This is a genomic window from Cupriavidus necator, assembly GCF_040578825.1.
GTDB lineage: Bacteria > Pseudomonadota > Gammaproteobacteria > Burkholderiales > Burkholderiaceae > Cupriavidus > Cupriavidus necator_E.
This window is the reverse complement of record NZ_JBEFLI010000005.1, coordinates 81,789-101,481: the sequence shown is the minus strand read 5'-3', so window position 1 is coordinate 101,481 and position 19,693 is coordinate 81,789. Positions and strand designations below refer to the sequence as shown.

15 protein-coding genes and 1 pseudogene are annotated in these 19,693 nt (G+C 66.8%); 5 read left to right on the top strand and 11 right to left on the bottom strand.

What is annotated here, in order from left to right; genetic code table 11:
- Positions 1 to 18: 18 nt before the first annotated feature.
- The 8 genes and pseudogenes from AB1I47_RS04710 to AB1I47_RS04675 all read right to left on the bottom strand — a co-directional run.
- A pseudogene (locus tag AB1I47_RS04710) lies at positions 19 to 249 on the bottom strand (porin); the annotation flags it as partial.
- The gene (locus AB1I47_RS04705) at positions 167 to 793 is read right to left on the bottom strand and encodes an acyl-CoA dehydrogenase family protein (protein WP_354682608.1); all 627 of its coding nucleotides are present in this window, start codon (positions 791 to 793) and stop codon (positions 167 to 169) included. The pseudogene AB1I47_RS04710 and the gene AB1I47_RS04705, both read right to left, overlap by 83 nt.
- 138 nt (positions 794 to 931) lie before the next feature.
- The gene (locus AB1I47_RS04700) at positions 932 to 1,933 is read right to left on the bottom strand and encodes a Bug family tripartite tricarboxylate transporter substrate binding protein (protein WP_354682607.1); all 1,002 of its coding nucleotides are present in this window, start codon (positions 1,931 to 1,933) and stop codon (positions 932 to 934) included.
- Entirely contained in the window at positions 1,933 to 3,270 is a 1,338-nt protein-coding gene (locus tag AB1I47_RS04695; RefSeq protein WP_354682606.1) for a DUF1254 domain-containing protein, read from the bottom strand. The genes AB1I47_RS04700 and AB1I47_RS04695 overlap by 1 nt, the downstream gene beginning before the upstream one ends.
- Positions 3,271 to 3,281: 11 nt before the next feature.
- Positions 3,282 to 4,592 (bottom strand): DUF1254 domain-containing protein, encoded by a 1,311-nt coding sequence (locus AB1I47_RS04690; RefSeq protein ID WP_354682605.1) that lies wholly within the window; start codon positions 4,590 to 4,592, stop codon positions 3,282 to 3,284.
- Between the two features lie 58 nt (positions 4,593 to 4,650).
- Entirely contained in the window at positions 4,651 to 5,652 is a 1,002-nt protein-coding gene (locus tag AB1I47_RS04685; RefSeq protein ID WP_354682604.1) for a Bug family tripartite tricarboxylate transporter substrate binding protein, read from the bottom strand.
- 93 nt (positions 5,653 to 5,745) lie between these two features.
- Positions 5,746 to 7,920, bottom strand: a complete 2,175-nt coding sequence (locus AB1I47_RS04680) for an acetate--CoA ligase family protein (protein WP_354682603.1) — start codon at positions 7,918 to 7,920, stop codon at positions 5,746 to 5,748.
- 46 nt (positions 7,921 to 7,966) lie between these two features.
- The gene (locus AB1I47_RS04675) at positions 7,967 to 8,773 is read right to left on the bottom strand and encodes an IclR family transcriptional regulator (RefSeq protein WP_354682602.1); all 807 of its coding nucleotides are present in this window, start codon (positions 8,771 to 8,773) and stop codon (positions 7,967 to 7,969) included.
- Between the two features lie 217 nt (positions 8,774 to 8,990).
- On the opposite strand from AB1I47_RS04675, the gene AB1I47_RS04670 reads away from it, so the two are divergent.
- Positions 8,991 to 9,989 carry a Bug family tripartite tricarboxylate transporter substrate binding protein gene (locus AB1I47_RS04670; protein ID WP_354682601.1) on the top strand — a complete coding sequence of 333 codons (999 nt, stop codon included), beginning with the start codon at positions 8,991 to 8,993 and terminating at the stop codon, positions 9,987 to 9,989.
- 137 nt (positions 9,990 to 10,126) lie between these two features.
- On the opposite strand, the gene AB1I47_RS04665 is transcribed toward AB1I47_RS04670, so the two are convergent.
- Together AB1I47_RS04665 and AB1I47_RS04660 are read right to left on the bottom strand one after the other, a co-directional pair.
- Positions 10,127 to 11,128, bottom strand: a complete 1,002-nt coding sequence (locus AB1I47_RS04665) for a Bug family tripartite tricarboxylate transporter substrate binding protein (protein WP_354682600.1) — start codon at positions 11,126 to 11,128, stop codon at positions 10,127 to 10,129.
- 98 nt (positions 11,129 to 11,226) lie between these two features.
- The gene (locus tag AB1I47_RS04660) at positions 11,227 to 12,474 is read right to left on the bottom strand and encodes a CaiB/BaiF CoA transferase family protein (RefSeq protein ID WP_354682599.1); all 1,248 of its coding nucleotides are present in this window, start codon (positions 12,472 to 12,474) and stop codon (positions 11,227 to 11,229) included.
- 518 nt (positions 12,475 to 12,992) lie between these two features.
- Here AB1I47_RS04660 and AB1I47_RS04655 point away from each other — a divergent pair.
- Positions 12,993 to 13,253: a helix-turn-helix domain-containing protein gene (locus tag AB1I47_RS04655; protein ID WP_354682666.1), complete on the top strand. Its 261-nt coding sequence runs from the start codon at positions 12,993 to 12,995 to the stop codon at positions 13,251 to 13,253.
- Positions 13,250 to 14,566: a type II toxin-antitoxin system HipA family toxin gene (locus AB1I47_RS04650; RefSeq protein ID WP_354682598.1), complete on the top strand. Its 1,317-nt coding sequence runs from the start codon at positions 13,250 to 13,252 to the stop codon at positions 14,564 to 14,566. Before AB1I47_RS04655 ends, AB1I47_RS04650 begins: the two co-directional genes overlap by 4 nt.
- Before the next feature lie 180 nt (positions 14,567 to 14,746).
- Here AB1I47_RS04650 and AB1I47_RS04645 read toward each other — a convergent pair whose 3' ends face one another.
- Positions 14,747 to 15,685 (bottom strand): AraC family transcriptional regulator, encoded by a 939-nt coding sequence (locus AB1I47_RS04645; RefSeq protein ID WP_354682597.1) that lies wholly within the window; start codon positions 15,683 to 15,685, stop codon positions 14,747 to 14,749.
- 294 nt (positions 15,686 to 15,979) lie between these two features.
- On the opposite strand from AB1I47_RS04645, the gene AB1I47_RS04640 reads away from it, so the two are divergent.
- Together AB1I47_RS04640 and AB1I47_RS04635 are read left to right on the top strand one after the other, a co-directional pair.
- Positions 15,980 to 18,856: an ATP-binding protein gene (locus tag AB1I47_RS04640; protein WP_354682596.1), complete on the top strand. Its 2,877-nt coding sequence runs from the start codon at positions 15,980 to 15,982 to the stop codon at positions 18,854 to 18,856.
- A gap of 67 nt (positions 18,857 to 18,923) precedes the next feature.
- Positions 18,924 to 19,628: a dienelactone hydrolase family protein gene (locus AB1I47_RS04635; protein ID WP_354682595.1), complete on the top strand. Its 705-nt coding sequence runs from the start codon at positions 18,924 to 18,926 to the stop codon at positions 19,626 to 19,628.
- Positions 19,629 to 19,693 lie beyond the last annotated feature (65 nt).

The following is a 19,693-nucleotide window of genomic DNA, read 5'->3' as shown; positions in this document are numbered from 1 at the left end:
GTTCACGGCCAGTTTTCATCAAAACCGATGCCCCAACCCCACGCTTATCGACCTGGCATCATCGCCGCTGCCAGGATCGATCGCGATGCTGTTGAGGCTGACGCTGCCTCCTGGGCTGTTATGCACTAGCACCGCGCGCATATACGCCGTGGTGCGCTTGCTGAGATCATGATCCCACCCCAGCGTCACCGCCAGCGGCCGTTGTCCGCCGCCCAGGATCTGCCGCTTGAGCGCCGATGCCTTGAAGGTTCCGGCTGCCGAGCAGCTTGAGCATGCCGGTCTCCGGTCCAAGTTGTGCGCCCGCGCGCGCCCGCCAGCGAAAGCGCAGCACGGTGGCGGCCAGCGCTTCGAGCCGCACCTCCAGCTCACGAAAACGTCGCGCAAACCACGGCCGCTGCATCAGCGGCTGCCCGCCCTCTTCCAGCGCCGCGGCAATCGCGCGCACCTTGGCCAGCCGGCGCCGGTTCCCGGCCACGCGCGCCAGGTTCAGCCGCTCATGCTTCAGCAGCGACTTGGCGATGGCCCAGCCGGCGTTCTCGGCGCCGACGCGGCTCTCGACGGGCACCTCGACCTCATCGAAGAACACCTGGTTGAACAGGTGCCAGCCGTGGATGCCCATCAGCGGCCGCACGCTGATGCCGGGGCTGCGCATGTCGATCAGCAGGAAGCTGATGCCATGCTGCGCGCGTGCCTCGGTATCGGTGCGCACCAGGCAGAAGATCCAGTCGGCGTACTGCGCGTACGACGTCCAGATCTTGCTGCCGTTGTGCCGCGATGCGCCGTGCTGCCGCATGATTAATTCGCATCATCGCAACGCCGGCACCGCCGGCACGGACGAGGAGTGGATCGCATGGAAAGCCGGCAAGACCTGCCCCTGGCTGGCGCGACCGATACCTTCGGCCTGCACTAGGCGCCCTGCGCCGGATGCCCGCTACTCCAGGACCAGGCCACTGGCCTTGATCACGGCGCCCCATTTGCGCACTTCCGCATCGATGAACTGCGCAAAGGCAGGGCTGTCTCCCGGCTCGGGCTGCAGACCCAGCGCTGCCAGCTTGTTGCGGACGTCGGCGCCGGCCAGCACGGCGCTGGCGTCGCGGTTGAGCTGGCCCACGATGGCGGCGGGTGTGCCGGCCGGTGCCATCAGCCCGAACCAGCCGTAGCCGGTCACACCGGGAAAGCCCTGCTCGGCGAAGGTGAGCGCATCCGGATAGACGGGCGTGCGCTGCTCCGACGCCACCGCGAGCACCCGCAACTGACCCGCCTTGATGAAGGGCAGCGCCGAGGTAATGGCCGTGAGCGTGGCGTCCACGCGGCCCGCAAGCAGTTCGGTGTAGGCCGTGGCATCGCCGCGGTAATGCACGTTCAGGGCCTTGAACTTCGCCTGCACGGCGAACAGTTCCGCCGTAAGATGCGGCCCCGAACCCGCGCCCGGCGAGGCAAAGGTGACACCCTGCGCCTTCGCCCGCGCCATCCGCACGAAATCCGCCACCGAGCGTACCGGGGAATCCGCCTTGACGATCAGGAACAGGGGACCGATCACGCGCGGGCCCACCGCAACGAAATCCTTGTGGATGTCGTATTGCTGCGGCAGGCCCGCCGCGGTGTTGATGGCAAAGGGTGCCGCGGCCCACAGCAGGGTATAGCCGTCGGGGGCGGCACGCGCCAGCGTTTCATTGGCGACCCGGGTGCCGGCGCCGGGCTTGTTCTCGACCACGAACTGCTGGCCGTACTTGCGGCTCAGCGCTCCTGCCAGCAACCGCGCCGAGGTGTCGTTGGACCCACCGGGGCCATAAGGGGAAATCAGCCGCACGGTCCGCCCCGGATAGCCCTGAGCCCGCGCGGCCCGCGGTACAAGGGCCGGCGCCGCGGCCAGCAACAGAAGGCCCGGCACACGGCCGAGCATGGCCCTGCGTGACATCGTGTTGGTTGTCATCATGCCTCCGCGGCGTGGATGCCCGGATAGGAGAAGGTCTTGTCCAGGTGCGCCTGGCCTGGCACGTAGAGTCGCAAGGCCACGTAGAAGGGGCCGGCGGGCGCGGGCAGCCAGTTGCCGTGGCGCCCCGGGTCGCGCGGCGGCGCGGCGCCCAGATGCAGGCGCAGGCTGCCGTCCGGTTCATGGCGCAGGCTCGGCGAACGGTCGCCCAGGGAATAGCGGCCGATCGGGTTGTCCACCAGCATGCAGTCGCCCTTGTCGTACATGGTCAGTGACCAGAACGCACCCACGTCGGGCAACTGGCCGGATGGGAACACCAGCTCGTGCGGCTGGCGACCGTCCAGCGGACGGCCCTGCGCGTCACAGTCGGCGACGATGTACATGGCCTCTTCCATGCCCAGCGCGCCGATATAGTTGCGCGCCACCTGCGCCCGCTCGGCATAGCGCGCCCCGAACGAAGCCCCGATCTCGACCGGCAGCGTCCAGCCCCCGCCCAGCGCGGAAGGCATCGGCCTGGCCAGCTCGGCGAGCACCTGCGCCAATGCAACGGCGAGTTGCTGCACCTGCGCGGCATCCAGCGGTGTGTCCTCGCACTCCGCGCCCAGGCCGAGCGCGGCAAAGCCCTGCACGAGCGCAGCTTCGGCGGCTGGTGGCGGATTCTCGCGCAACGCGCGGTTCACCACTTCGGCGTAGCGCTGCACCTGCTGCGGCAATGCGCCCAGTTGCTCGCCTGGCTGCATGCCCACGTCGTAGGCGCGTACCGCATCGCCACCGTCCGGCAGCGTCAGACGGATGCGGTCCTGCAACCCATGCACCGCGGGCAGATCGTCCGTGCCGTCCACCAGCAGCCGGCCCAGCAGCCACACCGCAGGGGTCGGACAGGCAATGGCAGTGGCGCCAGGCGGCAGCTCGCCCTGCCAGTCCGGGCCATGCAACAGGTAGCGTCCGGCCTGCGTGCCGGTGGTACGGCTGCCGATATAGCCAAAGGGGTTGGTGTAGAAATCGAGCAGGCCGAGCACGTAGTAGCGGCCGGCGCTGTCCGGCACTTCAAGCAGCAGCGGTCCCTGCGACAGGTCGAGCCAGGCGTTGCTGTAGAGCGTGTCGTTGTTGGGCGTGACCACCTGCCGGTGCTGCGGGCCGAGCAGCTGGCGCGTGTGGATGAAATGATTGACCCAGCGCAGCGTGCCATCGGGCCGCTCGTCGGCAAAGGCGCCTTCGCGGCGGCGGCGCGGGCAGGTGGCGGCGCGCATGCGCGCCATCTCGTAGAGCGGCAGTGTGTACAGCACGGCATCGCGGGCGAGAGCGAGGGTGCGGGAATCAGCTTGGGATCGGGTCATTGGGCTCGCTCTCAGGAAACGCGGCGCACGGCCGGGATGCGGTACTGGCCCTCGATGAAGGCAGGCGCGGGGTGGTACAGGCGCAGGATCAGGTAGAACGGGCCCGCGGGTGCCGGCAGCCAGTTGTCGGGCTGGGCCGGTCGCCGGTGGGAAATGGGGATGACCAGGCTGCCATCGGGCTCCAGTTGCAGGCCGGGCGTGCGATCGCCCACCGCGTAGCGGCCGATCTCGTTGGCGCTGAAGAAGCGATCCTCGCCGTACAGGGAGACCGACCAGAAGGCCTGCGCGGGCGGCAGCATGCCGGGCGGAAAGCGCAGTTCGTACGCGTGTGCGCCGTTCAGCGGCTCGCCGTCGGCATCGAAGTCCGCCATCGCGTAGATGGCCTCGTCGGCCCGCAGCGCGCCGAGGCCCTTCATCGCGGTGCAGGCGCGCTGCAACCAGTCGTCGCCATAGACCCCGAGCTTCAGGCTGTAGCCCCAGCTCTTGCGGCCCTGGCTGCGCGTGTGCGCCTCGATCAGCTGCATGGCCTGGCGATAGGCGTTCCCCAGGCCGGCGCGGAGGTCCGGGCGCAGGGATGCAACCTCCACCTCGTCTTCCAGTTTCAGGCCAGCCTTGCGCAGCAGCGTGAAGGCGCCCAGTTCCCGTTCGGCGGGCGGGAACTCGCGCAGCGCGTTGAACAGGTTCTGGAAGAAGTCCAGGCCTTCGTTGCCGGTCTCGTGCCAGGCACTGACGCAGCGCGGCAGCGCCCTGCCCGGCGCGTCGAGCGCAAAGCCACGCTCGAAGGCATGGGCCGTGTCCAGGTCATCGGGGCCTTGCACCAGCACTCGGCCCAGCAGCCAGACCAGAGAGGTCGGGCAAGTCACCACATGGGTGCCTGCGGCCGTCTGCCCGGGGCCGACCAGGGTCACTTTGCCGCCTTCGGCCGGCACATTGCGCGGCCCCAGGTTCTCGAAGTTGTTCGTGTGCGCGTCCAGCAATTCCACCACGTAGTACCGGTCATGCTGCGGCAGCGGCGGCACGCGCAGCGTGACCGGCCCGTCCGCCAGGTTGACCCAGCCGCAGAAATAAAGCAGGTCGTTGGCGGGCGTGACGACGTCGCGATCTTCATGCGTCCACGGGCGCTCGCTCGCCGACAGCGTGTTGACCGGGGCACGGCCATAGCCGGTGGCTTCGCTGACGGCGGTCTGCAAGCGGCAGGTGCGCAGCGTTTCGAGCAGCGGATAGCCGTAGATCACGAGCGGCACCGCGGCGGCGGCTACCAGCGCTTCCTGGCTGGAGCTGTAGACGGGGGCAGCGAAAAACTCTGGCGCGGGATGGTTCATGCATGGCTCCGGCAATGGGAAGACAGCGAAGTCAGGGAAAGTTGGGACGCGTAGCGGTTCATTCTTGTGCCGCTCCGCTCGACTTGACCAGCGCAGCCCAGGCGGCCACGTCGGCGCGCATTTGCGCGGCGAAGGCGCTGCGCGGCTGGGGGGCATAGCGCATGCCGAGCGCATCGGCCTGCGCCTTGATGGCAGGGTCGCGCATGACGGCGGCCGTGGCACGCTCGAGCTTGTCGACGATGTCAGGCGGCGTCCGCGCGGGCGCGAACAGGGCAAACCAGCTGTCCACGCCGAACGCCACGCCGGCTTCCTTGAAGGTCGGCACGTCGGGCAGCGCGGGGGAGCGCTCGGAGCCGCTGACGGCCAGCGCCCTCACCTTGGCGCCGCGGATCAGGGGCAGTGTGCCGGCCAGGTCGGACATGGCCACCGGCAGCGTGCCGCCCATCACGTCGGTCAGCATCGGGCTGACGCCCTTGTACGGGATGTGACGCAGGTGGATGCCGCTGGACACGTTGAGACTCTCCCCGGCCAGGTGCCCGCCCGAGCCGTTGCCCCAGGAGCCGTAGGTCAGATCGGCGCCTGGACGCTTTGCCGCAGCAATCAGCGCTGGCAGGTCGCGGCCGGCGAAGGCCGGACCGGCGACGAGCACGTTGCCGCCGTAGAAGAGGCGGCCGACGGGCACGAAATCGCGCAACGGGTCATAAGGCAGCTTCGGGAAGATGGCCGGGGCAATCGCGTGCGTGGCGGAAATCCCCAGCACGAGGGTGTAGCCGTCCGGCGCGGCGCGCGCGACCTGGGCCGAGCCAATGGTGCCGGTGGCACCGGCGACGTTGTCCACCACCACGGTCGTCCCGAGTTCCTTCGACAGGCCGGCTGCCAGCCGCCTGCCGACCACGTCGGTGCCGCCGCCCGGCGGGAACGGTACGACCAGGCGGATCGGCTTGTCGGGATACGGGCCGGCGTGCGCGGCCGGCTGGACCGCGCACAGCGCCGTCACGGCGAGCGCGCCCAGTCCGCGCAGCACCATGCGCCGCGCCGGCAATTGCCTCTGCAATGGCATGCTTGTCTCCTGTCTTGATGGGTGGACGGCGTTTTTCCGCGGTGGCGGTGCCCGTCTGTGCAGGCATCCTGTCCACCGCGCAGCACTGCGTAGCTACGGGGCGCTGATACCGTCCGGGCGGAGCGTGACGACCGCGTCGGCGGCCACCAGTCCCTGCGCAGTGACGATGAAAGGATTGATTTCAAGCGTGTCGAGCCGCGGGCCCAGGTTCGCGGCCAGCTGCGACACGCTGGCCAGCACCTGCGCGGCGGCGTCCAGGTCTGCCGCCGGATTGCCGCGATGCCCTTCGCATAGCGCGGCGACCCGGCTCTCGCGCAGCATGGCGCGGGCCCGCTCGCGCGACAGCGGCGCCAGCCCGCAGGCGGTCTGGCGGAAGATCTCGACGGCCGTGCCGCCGATGCCTGCCAGTGCCACCAGCCCGAACACCGGGTCGCGCCGCACGCCCACCATTACCTCGCCCCAGCCGCGCACCATCCGGGCCACCAGGACGCCTTCGAAAGGCACCGGAGCGCCGTTTTCTGTCCCCGCCCGTGCCGCGGCCGCTTCCATCCGGGCAAAAGCTGCGCGCACCGCCTGCGCGTCAGCCAGGTTGAGGGCCACGCCGCCCACATCGCTCTTGTGCAGGATCTCGCGCGAGCACAGCTTGACCGCCACGGGATAGCCAAGGCGTTCGGCGATGCGCACCGCTTCATCCGCGTCCTGTGCCAGCCCGTGCGGGGCCACTGGCACCTCGGCGTCTGCAAGCAGCCGCATGGCCTCGTATTCGGAAAGCGCCCTGGCTGCAGGCGTGAGATCGCGCAACATGCCTGCGTGCATGACCGGTGTCGGCAGCGGTGGCGTGCCGGCTCCGCTGGCACCTTCCATGGCCGCCGCGCGCGCCAGCGTGGCTGCGGCTTCCACTGCATGGGCGGGCTCCCGGAACACCAGGCAGCCGCGGGCCTCCAGCCATGCGCGCTTGTCGTCATCGACGATGCCTGCCAGCAACAGCGGCGCGGCATTCGGCTCGTCGCTCAGCATGGCCACGGTCTGCTGCAGCTCCGGCCAGAGCCGCGGGGCATTGGCGCCCCCGGCCAGGAAGGCAGCAACGCAGCCGTAGGCACCGCTTCGCGCCACGCCCGCGATGGCGTCCATGAAGACGCGCGGCTGGGCCACCACCTGCCCCGTCACGTCGATCGGGTTGGCGGTGCTGGCAAACGGGATGGCCGTGCGTAGCGCCTCGGCCTCCGCTTCCGGCATGGGCGGCAGCGGCAGGCCCAGTTCTTCGGCGCGATCGGCCATCATGATGCCCACGCCACCGGAAACCGTGACGACCGCGAGCGGTGTGACGGCACTGGCATCGAGGTCTTCCGGGCAATGCCAGAGCGCGGGCCGCCGGCCCCTGGACAACACATAGCCCAGCCGAAAGAACGCCTCCAGCGTATGGGCCCGGTGCACGCCGTAGGCGTCGAACACCGCCTGGTACACCGCATCCTCCCCGGTCAGGCTGGCCGTGTGCGACTGCGCCGAGCGCGCGCCGGCCGCCGTGGTCCCGACCTTGGTGATCACGACCGGCTTGCCGGCCGCCCGCGCGGCGTCCAGCGCCTGGCGCAGGCGGGCGCCGTCGCGGCAGCCTTCGATGTACGCGAGGATCACGCGCGTGTTCGGGTCATTGGCCAGCCATGCGATCACGTCGGCCACCTGCAGGCCGGCCTCGTTGCCGGTAGTGACCCAGTGGCTCAGGCCCAGGCCCGCTTCGCGCGCCAGGGCGTATGCATAGGCCCCGAAGGCGCCGCTCTGGCTGACCAGGCCCACTTCGCCGACCGGCGGCACGCCGCTCAGCGGGATCGGCGAGAACGTGGCGAACATGCGCTCGCGCAGGTTCATTGCGCCCAGGCAGTTGGGCCCCAGCAGCGTTACACCGGCCTCCTGCGCGCTCCGGGCCAGCATGTCCTGCATGCGCACGCCCGCCTCCCCCGCCTCGGCAAAGCCCGAGGTGAAGACCACCGCTGCCCGCGTGCCGTTGCCGGCCAGCTGCGCCATCACGTCCTGGCTGGCGCTGGCCGGTACCGCCACGATCGCCAGATCCACGGGTTCGCCGATATCTGACAGCGAACCATAGGCGCGCAGGCCCTGCACTTCGGCGGCGGACGGGTTGACCGGGTAGAGGCGTCCCTCGTAGCCGAGTTCGCGCAGCAGCCGGATGGGCATGCCGCCCACTTTGTCCGGCTGGGTGGAAGCACCCACCACCGCGATCGAACGCGGGTACAGCAGGGAATTCAGGTCAACCATGTGGAAGTCTCCGGATCTGGTCCGTTGTAGGGATGGCCTGCGGTCGCTACTGCCGCAGGCCGGTGGTGGCCTCGATGGAGCGGACCATCTCCATCAGCAGCGGCGCCACCTTCTTTTCCATCATTCCGCGCTTCACCTGGGAACCGGACAGCGCGCAGTTGAACAGCAGCGGGCGATTCAGGTAATGGATGCGCGAATAAACGCCTACGCCATGCACGCCGATACCTGCGTCGCCCTCGTTGAGCGCGAAACCGCGCTTGGGGTAATGCGCCACGTTATGGCAAAGCGTGTCGTAGAACGCCGCGTATTCCTCGGGCCGCTCCTCGCGGGCGGCCGCCATCAGGCTTTCAAACTGGGCCTTCGACAAGGTGCACAGGTAGGCCCGGCCCATCGCCGTGCTGAGCACCGAGCGCACGGCACCGGTTCCCGGCCGCGCCGGCGTCCCCTCGTTGTGGGTGCAGGACTGCAGGTAGGTCACGTCCAGCCGGTGCGCCACTCCCATCGATACGGCGCCCTCGATCCGGTCGGCCAGGGCCTGCATCAGCGGCCGGGCCACGTGGCGCACCTGCAGCCCGCTCAGGTAGGGATAGCCGAGTGCGAGCACCTGGGCGCTGACGAAATACTTGTCGAGCTTGGGGTCCCAGTCCAGGTAGCCCAGCTCGAACAGGGTGCGGCAGATGCGCGACACCGTGGCGCGCGGCAGTTCCAGGCGCTGCGCCAGTTCCCCGTTGCCCAGCGGACGCGGCTCATCGATAAAGCAGCGCAGCAAGGCAAAGCCCTTGGCCAGCAGGCCACCGAAGGACGGGTCCTCGCGGCGGCGCTCGGCGATGAATTGTTCGACTGGCATGTTCATGGCGTCTCCCGTTTATCCAGTCTGGACAGCTGTCCATCCTGTGTCAAAAAGCGGAATCAATTTCCACATATTGGAAATATAGGCCATCGCCTTGACCGGTCTCGCGGAGCACCCCTATGTTCTGTGGCTTCGACAGAGATTCGAAACCGGAGCGGGAAACCTGAACGGGGCCATGGACCACCCGGGGGTGATTCCACCTTTTTCCAGGAGACAGAACATGAAAATCCGCAGCCAGTCCGGCGGGCGGCGTGCCGCCCTGTTCATGGCGGCAGCCCTGTGCCTGCTGCCGCTGGGCGCACAGGCCCAGGCCAGCTCCCCGAGCAAGCCGGTGCGCCTGATCGTGGCCTACCCGGCCGGTGGCCTGACCGACACCCTGGCACGCGCGCTGGCTGATGGCCTGGGCAAGCGCCTCGGCCAGACCCTGGTGGTGGAGAACAAGGGCGGCGCGGGCGGCATCATCGGCACCGACCAGGCGGCCAAGTCGCCGCCCGACGGCTACACCCTGCTGCTGACCATCCCTGGCCCGATCACCGCTAACCTGGCCCTGTACAAGAAGCTGCCCTACGACCCGCGCACCGACCTGCGCCCGATTTCCGACGTGGCGACCGCACGTACCGTGCTGGCGGTCAACACCGCCGTGCCGGCCAGGACGGTGAGCGAACTGATCCAATTTGCGAAAAAGGAACCCGGCAAGCTGCGCATGGGTTCGTGGGGACCCGGCACCCAGCCGCATACCATCCAGACCTACATGGCCAAAATGTATGGAGTGGACATCCTGCACGTGCCCTACCGTGGCGAGGGGCCGATGGTGACCGATCTGCTGGCCGGCCAGATCAATGTCACGGTGGGTTCGGTCACCGCCCTGCAGCAGCACTTCGCTGGCGGCCGGCTACGGCCCCTGGCGGTTGCCGGCTCGCATCGCGCCAGGGCGCTGCCCAACGTGCCCACCTTTGCCGAGGCCGGCTATCCCGATGAGGCTTACCGGCTTACCGGACCGATCACCCTGATGGCCCCGGCAAGGACCCCCCAGCCCATCATCGACCGCCTGGGCCGCGAGGTCAGCGCGCTGGTGAAAAGCCCGCAGTTCTCGCAGCGTATCGAGGACATGGGCGCCGAGCCCATCGGCAATCTGCCTGCCGAAGCCGAAAACGCCTACAAGGCGTACCTGCCGGTGGTGATGAAGCTGACTGCCGATACTGGGGTGACGCTGGACTGAACGCAGCAATGCCGCGCGTGGGAGATTTCGGCAGCGCGATGGAGGCGCTGCGGGGAGATTCGTGGATGCCGGGTCGCTGACCGCCCGGGAATGGGTGCACCGGGCACGCCGTTGCAGCGTGCCCGGCTTGCTGACGCTTACTCGACCGCGATGCCCTTCTCGCGGATCACCTTGCCCCACTTGGCATAATCCTGCTGGATGCGCTGGCCCATCTGCGCCGGCGCCTGGTAGTTGGCAATGGCACCGGCCTTCAGCAACTTGTCCTGCACATCCTTGTCGGCCAGGATCTTGCCGACCTCGCCGGCGACGCGGTCCACCACCTCTTTGGGCGTGCCCGGCGGCGCCAGCAGGCCGCCCCAGGAAACGGCGTCATAGCCCTTGAAGCCTTGCTCGGCAATGGTCCTGACGTCGGGCAGCATGCTCACGCGCTGCGGCGAGCCGACCGCGATCGCACGCAGCTTGCCTGCCTGGATATGCGGCAGCGCGGCGACCAGGTCGGCGTACATGATGGGGACCTGGCCACCGATGGTGTCGCTGATCGCAGGCACACCACCCTTGTACGGCACATGCTGCATCTCGAAGCCGCCCATTTGCTTGAGCAGTTCCATGCTCAGATGGCCGAAGCTGCCCGCGCCGGAACTGGTGTAGTTGAGCTTGCCCGGCTGGGCCTTGGCCTGTGCGATCAGCTTGGGCAGGTCCGTCACGTTGGGCAGCAGCGTCGGGTTGACCACCACTACGATCGGCAGGTCATAGACGGTGGCTACGGGCGTGAAGTCCTTGGTCGTGTCGTAGCCCGCCTTCTTGTACAGGTACGGCGCCAGCAGCGTGGGCGTGGCCAGCATCATCAGCGTGTAGCCGTCCGGCGCGCTCTTGGCCACCTGCGCGGCAGCGATGGAACCCGATGCACCGGCGCGGTTCTCCACCACCACCGGCTGCTTCAGGCGCTCGGCCAGCTTCTGGCCGACGATGCGCGACGCCGTATCCGTGGGCCCGCCCGGCGGGAACGGCACGACAAGCTTGATCGGCTTGCTGGGCCAGGATTGCGCGAAAGCGCTGCTGACGAGCAGCGGCACTGCGGCCAGGGCCAGAATGGCACGACGCCGGGAGTGGACCTTACGGGTGAAATTTCGAGTACGCACGATTGTTGTTCCAGGTTGAATCAGTGCAAGGGAACCCAAGCCCCCCTTGCCGGGCGGGGTCGCGCGGACGTCAATGTGCGTCCGCGCGGCGCGAAAACTCAGGCTTGCTGCGGTGCCTCGGGCAGCGTCAGCACGCCGCGGGCCTGCAGATCCTGCAGTTGCTCATCGCTCATCTGCAGCAGGTTCTGCAGTACCGCCCGCGTGCCCTCGCCCAGCGTGGGCGGCGCGTTGCGGATCGGCAGGCGCTGGCCATCCAAACGATATGGGGGCGCGAACACGTGCGTGCTGCCTGCCACGGGATGCGGCATCTCGCGCAGCAGGCCGCCCTCGCGGGTGCGCTCGCTGGTCAAAGCCTCGTGCAGTCCCGCCACCTTGCCGCAGGGAATGCCGCAGGCGGTCATGCGCTCAAGCAGCAGGTCGCGCGCAAAGCCGCGGATCAAACCCGTGATCAGCGGGGTCAGCGTCTCGCGGTTTCTGGCGCGCTCCACATTGGTGGCATAGCGCGGGTCCTCGACAATGTCCGGACGCTCGATGACCTGGCGGCAGAACTTGTCGAACTGGCTGTTGTTGCCCACGGCGATGATCAGCGGGCCATCGGCGGCCTCGAACATGCCATAGGGCACGATGGACGGATGGGCATTGCCATAGCGGGCAGGGTCGCGCCCGAGCAGCATGGCGTCCAGGCCGTAATAGCCGGTGACCATCAGCCCGCAGTCGTACAGCGCCATTTCGATCAGCTGGCCCTTGCCCTTGCGTTCGCGGCGGAACAAGGCTGCCAGTACCGCCTGCGCGGCATACATGCCGGTCATCAGGTCCACCACCGCCACACCGAACTTCAGCGGCGGCGTGTCGGCTTCGCCGTTGAGCGCCATGAGGCCGGCTTCTCCCTGGATCACCAGGTCGTAGCCGGGACGCTTGGCCTCGGGGCCGCTGCTGTTGTAGCCGGAAACCGCGCAATAGATCAGTTCGGGCTTGATCGCCTTGAGCTGCTCGTAGCCAAGGCCCAGCTTCTCGGCCCCGCCGGTCTTGAAATTGTGGATGACCACGTCGAACTGCGGCAGCAGGTCGTAGACAATCTGCACGCCTTCCTTGCTCTGCAGATCCAGCGTGATGGACCGCTTGTTGCGGTTCATGCTGTTGTAGTAGGTCGTCTCGGTCTTGCCGATGCGCATGCCCCAGTCGCGCGTGTCGTCGCCGCGGCCGGGATGCTCCACCTTGACCACCTCAGCCCCGAAATCGGCCAGGACCTGGCCACACAGCGGCCCCGCAAACACGCGCGACAGGTCGAGTACGCGCACGCCCTCAAGCGGGAAGTCGATGCCTTGGGATTGGTCAGGCGTCTGCATTGTTTGTCTCCTTGGGCTGTTTCGAGGCACGCGCCGTCCCTGAAGCTGAAGGTTTCTCGGGCGTGGGCTGTCCCATCGCGGTCAGCCTAGCATTCTTGCTTGGATAATTACGCTATACAATCCCCACTCACATTGACAAAATGTTCAATTAAATTTGACGATGACGGTCCGGGGCTGCCTATTCGGGCCACAAAGTCCTGCCATCGTTGTCCAGACTGCGCCCGCCCCGAGTTCACCACGAAAGCCTGCCGCTCAGCACGCCATGCCGACCGGCGGGCCGGGCAGCCCTCGTCATCGCCGCATGTTGGCCCCTATCCTGATGTCAAAGACGCGCGATAAACGCTTTTTGCGTGCGGTATTTTGCCCTCAAGCTGGTTCGCATGATATGGCATTAGTTTTCAGGCTTTTTCATGCCATATCATTGTGCCTGGCTTGTGGCGACGCGATGGATGGCTCATACTATGGCATACATTCCCAAGCTGGTTAATGATATGTCATTACTCCTTCAGTGCCAGCAGATGCGACTGGCAAGACACAAAACGCTCGCCGAGCTAGGCCGCACGCTCGGCATGGCCGCGCAGAATCTCTCTGCCATTCTCCGCGGGAAAAACGACAGTCGCGCCTCGACTCTGGAAGCGCTGGCCGCCGCCCTGGATTCGGAATGGGTACTGGTGCCCAAGGAGCGGTTGATGGAGGTGAAGCAGATCCTGGAAGGCAAAGGCAGCGGCCCCGACCGCAGCGCTCGCAGTGCCCTCGACGTATTCCTGAATAAAGAATGAGCTTCGAATGGCACCCGCGTTTTCTTGAGGTCCACTTGTACGGTCGCCTGTGCGGCTACCTGTGCGAGGCCGGGGGCAATGTCCGTTTCGTCCCGTCGGAGGCGTATCGTGGCGACGCGGACCGGCCGACGCTGAGCCTGTCGATCACCGTCCCGACCGAAGCGGGCCGCAAGGCGACGTCCGAGGTGCTGGACAACCCCTTTCATCCGGCGATCTACAGCACTGGCCACGAGCTTCCGCCCTATTTTGCGGGGCTGCTTCCGGAAGGCGAACTGCGCAAGCGCCTCGAGGTGACCCGCAGCAATCCGGACGACAAGGACGATTTTGGCATCCTCGCTTCGGCAGGCAATGACTTGCCTGGAGCGGTCGTCGCCATACCTGCGGATATCGATTCGCTGCCGGAATACGCCCGGACGTTTGGTGTCACCGGCGGCGCAGACAATCTCAAGATCGCGGTGGTGGAAGGTGCGACCGAAGGCGCGGCCTCGGTGTCCGGCGTGCAGAACAAGCTGGCACTGTCCACCGTGCAGAAGGGAGAGCGCTATACCCTGCCAACCAGGGGCAAGCTCTCGGACATCATTGCGAAGCTGCCGGCGAAGAACGACGACGCCCAGGTGTTCAACGAGTTCATCTCGATGCGCCTTGCCGCGGCCGCTGGCGTCAATGTCGCCCCGACGCGCGTGCTTCCGATGTCGACCATCGACGTCGAGGGGCTGGCTGATTCGCTGGGCGCGGACCTCCACTACCTCGCGGTCGATCGCTTCGACCGCACGCCGGCGGGCCACGTGCACGCGGAAGACGGCTGCCAGATGCTGGGCCGGATGCCGGCGAAGAAGTACGCGAACGTCGGCGCCTATATCCAGCTCGTCGCCACGCTCTACCGGCTGAGCCCGAGCGGCGTAGAGAACGTCCGGCAGTTCTTCCTGCGCCAAGCCGTCAACACCCTGATCGGCAACAGCGACGCGCACCTGAAGAATTTCTCGGTGATCTACCACAACGGCATCCTTCCCGAGTTGTCGCCGGCGTATGACATTGTCTGCGTCGCCGCGCTACCGGGCTTTGCCGGCTATGGCCAGAACGTAGCGATCGACAAGCTGCAGCGGCAGGAAACGCTCGCCACGTACGAGATGATCGCGGAGAAGGCTGGCGTGCCGCGCCGCATCGCGACGGCCGCGGTCAAGGAAGCCGTTGCGCTGGCCCATGCCAACTGGCCGGGGCTGCTGGACCAACTGAACGCACCTGCAACGATGCGCAACGTCATTGCGGAGCGGCTTGAAACCCTTTCCCTCGCCCGGATCGGCAAGCGCAAATAAAGGCCGGAATTCGTGAAATTTTCGCCAAAAATAGTCTAACGCATTGATCTATAAGGGAATTTAGTATCCATTTCCGCTTACCGTCAATCGCCAAGGGCACTGCATGGCTGGTCGCCTGCTATCTCGCATTGCAGTCGCCCGTCCGCGGGCGCCCCAACCAATCCAAATTCTCCCCCTCAATCAACGCCGGCGCCGTCGAAGCGTCTGCGATGGGAGAACCCCAAAGTAGGCGCGATAGAGCGCGGCGAACCGGCCAAAGTCCCAGACACCGAATCGTCCGCAGATCGCGGATACCGTATCGCCCGGCATTGCATTGCAGAGGGCTACGCGGATGGCATGCATGCGGTACAGCGCCAGGTAGCGATGCGGTCCCATGCCCAGGTATCGATGAAAGACGTTGCGGACCGTGCGTTCAGATGCATCGGCAGCCGCGCAGAGGTCGTCCACAAGAACCGTCGTTTCCCCCACGGATTCGAGGAAGCCCAGCGCCCTGCTCAGGATCTGCCGATGACGCGGCTTGAGGCGGATTTGGGCCGCGCCATCGTCGAACGTCAGCACGGCGCGAAACACGAGGTCGATCAACTCGGCGCGCGCTGCGAGCAAGGCGCCCGGATGGCGCAATTGATCGGGCTCGTCGCGCTCGACGCGCAAGATGCGCCGAATCGTTGCCAGTAGCGTTGGCACGCCGTTGCGACCGGTGCAGACCAGATTGTTGGAGAGGAGTGTGGCGTCGAACTCGTCGACGTGCATGTGGACCCAGTGCAGGACCAATGGCGCCGATATTGCCACCGTCAGCCAGCTTGCCGCCCGCTCCGCAACGATATGGAACATTTGGTCGGGCGCCATCCAGCCGACCGTGCGGGCGTCGAAGGCATGGCCATCGACAATGGTGCATTGTTGTGCACTCAACGGAACGAAGATGTTGAAGTAGTCGGCCATGCCGACGCCGGAATAGGCAGTGGAGGCGCCCTCCCGGCCCATCATGATCGCCACGCCATCGAGGTCGATGACCTTTAGCTGCCAGTCTCGCTGTGGCCGGGACCGTAAGACATATCTTCCCTGGACGCCGTAAAGCGCCGCCTCGAACTCGTCGAACTCCGGGCAGACCAGCTTCGTCAATGGATGGCTCCTTGGGAGGCACTTCACGTGGGGTTGCCATGCAAAGTTCAGGCGACACTTGCCGATTTTACGTAGCTGGAGATCGAAGTTTCAAGAAATGATGGGCGGTTGGCCCACGCAACTGTCACCAACGCGCCGCACGTTCGCCGGTCGCTTGAACTGGCGAATCTCCGCGGCCGACCGGCCAGAAGTGGAGTTGAGCCATACCAACTTGTCACTAGCCGGACGGCGGAAAAGCTACGGGCGCGTCCACGGCTAGACTATCTTGAGTTCGCCCGGTCCGGAGACCGCATCATGGCGCAGATATCCCCGACGCCCTCGTCCCTTGTGGAATGCCGTTTTGGTACGACGACAGTCAACGCCGCGCGGCGAGAAGTGTTGCGCGATGGCGTCCGGATCAACGTCGGGGAGCGTGCCTTCGACTTGCTGTTGCTGCTGATTGAGCAGCGTGGTGTGGTGGTCAGCAAGGCGGAGATCATGAAAGCGGTCTGGCCCCGCCGCGTCGTCGGCGAGAACACGCTGGAGGGACAGGTATCGCTGTTGCGCCGAGCGCTGTGCGACGACCGCGACGCGATACGCACGATAGCGGGGCACGGATATCAGTTCGTTTCGGACCTGACTATCGATGGGCCGGCAGTATCGACCGCAGCCCCAGCCCCTTCCGCCGCCGCATCGGCGGAAGGACGGGCGGCAGATTTGCACAGGCGGGGGCTTCCCGCCCATGTGTCGCGCCTGATCGGCCGTGATGGACAGCTTGCCGAGGTGAAACATCTTATCGGCGCGCACCGCGTCGTGACCCTGACGGGCGCGGGAGGGGTCGGCAAGACCCGGCTCGCCATCGAAGCGGCGCGAGGCGAGGCGGGCGCGTTCACCGATGGCGTAGTGCTGGTGGAGCTCGCGGGAATCTCGTCGGGGGACTATGTCCCTGCCGCGATCGCGGGCGCGTTTGGGTTCCCGCCGGGGGATGGCACGCCGGATCTTGGCAAGCTGGCTTCGCGCTTGTGCGACCGCCAGTGCCTGATCGTCGTCGACAATTGCGAACACCTGATCGACAGCGCCGCGCAATTCGTTGCTTCCCTGCTGCAGATCTCACCAGCCTCGAAGGTACTGGCCACGAGCCGGGAGCCGTTGCGGATCGATGGCGAGCGTGTGCATCGTGTGCCTTCGCTCGCCATGCCTCCGCGCGACGAAGCTGGGGACGCGATGCGCTTCGGTGCGGTCGAACTCTTCATCGAGCGCGTCGGCATCGAGGTGCAGGCGAGCAACGTGCCACTCGTTGCGGGTATTTGTCGCCAGCTCGACGGCATTCCGCTGGCCATCGAGCTCGCTGCCGCATGCACGCCCGCATTGGGTCTTGACGAAGTCGCGGCCAGGCTGGGGGACCGATTCGCAATCCTGCGTTACGGCGCCCGGACCGCATTGCCGCGCCAGCAGACTCTGCGCGCCACGGTGGACTGGAGCTATGCGCTATTGCGCCCGGACCTGCAGACGGCGCTGGCCCGGCTGAGCGTCTTCGCGGGCAACTTTACGCTCGAATCGGCGCAGCGCTTGCTGGCGGGCGCAGAAATGCCACGGCATGAAGTGGCCTCTGTCCTCATGGAGCTGGTCGACAAGTCGCTCGTCGGAACGGTAACGAGGCTGCCTCAGATGCACTATCGCCTGCTGGACACCATCCGAGCCTACGCGCGCGAACGGCTGGCCGAGAGCGGCACGAGCCATGACTGGATCGGCCGCCACGCCCGGCACGTTCTCGATGTCTTCCGGACGGCAGAGAAGCTCGCTCGTGACAGGGCGGACATCGACTGGCGTCGCACGTTTGGACTGTATCTGCACGATCTTCGCGCGGCCATCGACTGGGGCTTCTCGGGCGCCGGGACGCAGGCGATTGCCATCGAACTCGTGGTGGCAAGCATCGCGCCGATGATGCAGCTCTCGCTGATCGAAGAATGCCTGCGGCGAGTGGACCTCGCCCTGGAACGCCTGCCACACTTGCCTGCGGCGGCCCGGAGATCGCTGCCGTTGCCCGAATGGGAGATGAAGCTCCATGCCGCGCGCGGCGCCTGCCTGCTCTTCCAGAATGTGGGCAACGATACAAGCGATGCTTTTGCGAGAGCACTGGCGCTTGCCGAGGAGGCTGGCGACGCCGAATACCAGTTGCGCGGCCTCTGGGGCTGCTGGAGTCACGCCTATCTGAACGGACGACATCCCGAGGCGCTCCGGCTGGCGTCGCGATTCTCCGATGTCGCAATACGCACCGGCTGGCCCGGAGACCGGATGGTGGCGCGCAGGATTTCCGCCATCTCGCAGATGTGCATCGGGCGGATGGACAATGCGCTGGCGGAACTGGCGCGGATTCGCATGCCGTCGGAGGGCGCCAGCCGTCTTGAACGAATCCGGTTCCTGTACGACGAACGTGCGATGACGCAGTCGTTGCTCGCGCAGTCGCTGGCCTTCCTTGGCCGGTTCGACGAGGCGGTGCACGCAGCCCGATGCGCGCTTGGCGAGGCCCAGGCGCTAGGCCACGCGCCATCGGCGTGCTATGCGCTGAGCGAGGCCGTATGCCCGACCGCGCTGCTGCGCGAGGACCACGACGGCCTCGACGTCGCGGCTCAGGCGCTTGCCGATGTCACGCGGCGGCACGGTGTGTCCACCTGGAAGGCGCGCGCCGAAATGTGGCGCGGGCTGCTGGCGCTGCGCGCGGGCGTGGTGCAGGCCTATGACGCCAGCATCGTCCCGTCGCTCGAGGAGATTGGCCACGCGCAGTATTGCGTCGTGCTGGCTGCCTTCTTTTCGGAGACCGCCATCGCGTTGGCCAAGGCCGGGCGGCCGGACGATGCGCAACGCCTGCTGGCCCGCCCGCTGGCACGCGCTGTAGCGACGAACGACCTGTTCTCGTGGGTAGAACTGCTGCGGGCAAAGGCCGAGGTGCGGATGCGGCGATCGGAGACGTCGGCCGGGCCATCAGCCGAGGCGATGCTCCTGAATGCGTTCTACCTGGCACGCCGACACCGCTTTGTCGCCTGGGAGGCGCGCTGCCGCGCGAGCCTCGCACGGCTATGGGTCAGCGATGGCGGGACGCAGCGTGACCCAGGCTGCCTTCCACCGCCGCTTGTCAGGACTTTTCAGGACGTTTCAGCACTCCCCAAGGCGAACCAAGGCGTGGAGCGCTAACCTCGAAAGCACTTGCAGGACTGCGGCATGCCAATGGAGGAGCAGTGCTATGAGATTTCGCGGAGCGATGGCGAGTTTCGAGCGTCCGGATGGACGCGGGCTCGATGGCTACCTGGTTGAACCCGACGATCCGGCCGACGCGCCCGCGGTGCTCATCCTGCAGGAGTGGTGGGGGCTGAACGACCAGATCCGCGGTGTTGCCGACCGGCTTGCCCGGGCCGGCTATGCTGCCCTGGTGCCTGACCTGTATCGCGGCCGGATGACCGTGGAAGAGGAAGAGGCCCATCACTTGATGAACAACCTCGACTTCGCGGACGTGGCCGCTCAGGACGTGGCCGGTGCGCTGGCCTTTCTCGGCGCCAGGTCGCGACGGATTGCGGTGATGGGCTATTGCATGGGCGGCGCGTTGTCGCTGCTATCGCTGTGCCAGCACCGAATGCTCGCGGCCGGCGTCATCTGGTACGGTTATCCACCCCTTGAATATCTGGACGCCAGCGAGATCCGGGCGCCGATCATTGGCCACTGGGCGATCCAGGATGCGTTCTTCGCCATCGACACGGTGAACGAGCTGGAGCGCCGGTTGAACGCGGCCGGCGCGCGCGCGCAGTTTCACCGCTACCTCGCGCATCACGCGTTCGCGAACGAGACGGCAATCGGACCCGGTCGCATTTCGCGGACGCAGTTCGATCCGTTGTGGGCCGAGCAGGCCTGGGACCGCACGCTGACGTTCCTTGGCCGGGTGATGTGGGAGAACCGCGGAGAAGCGCAATGAACGACACAACAGAACCGGTGATGATGGCGACAAGGCGCGGCATTCTGATGGCCACCGCGTCGATC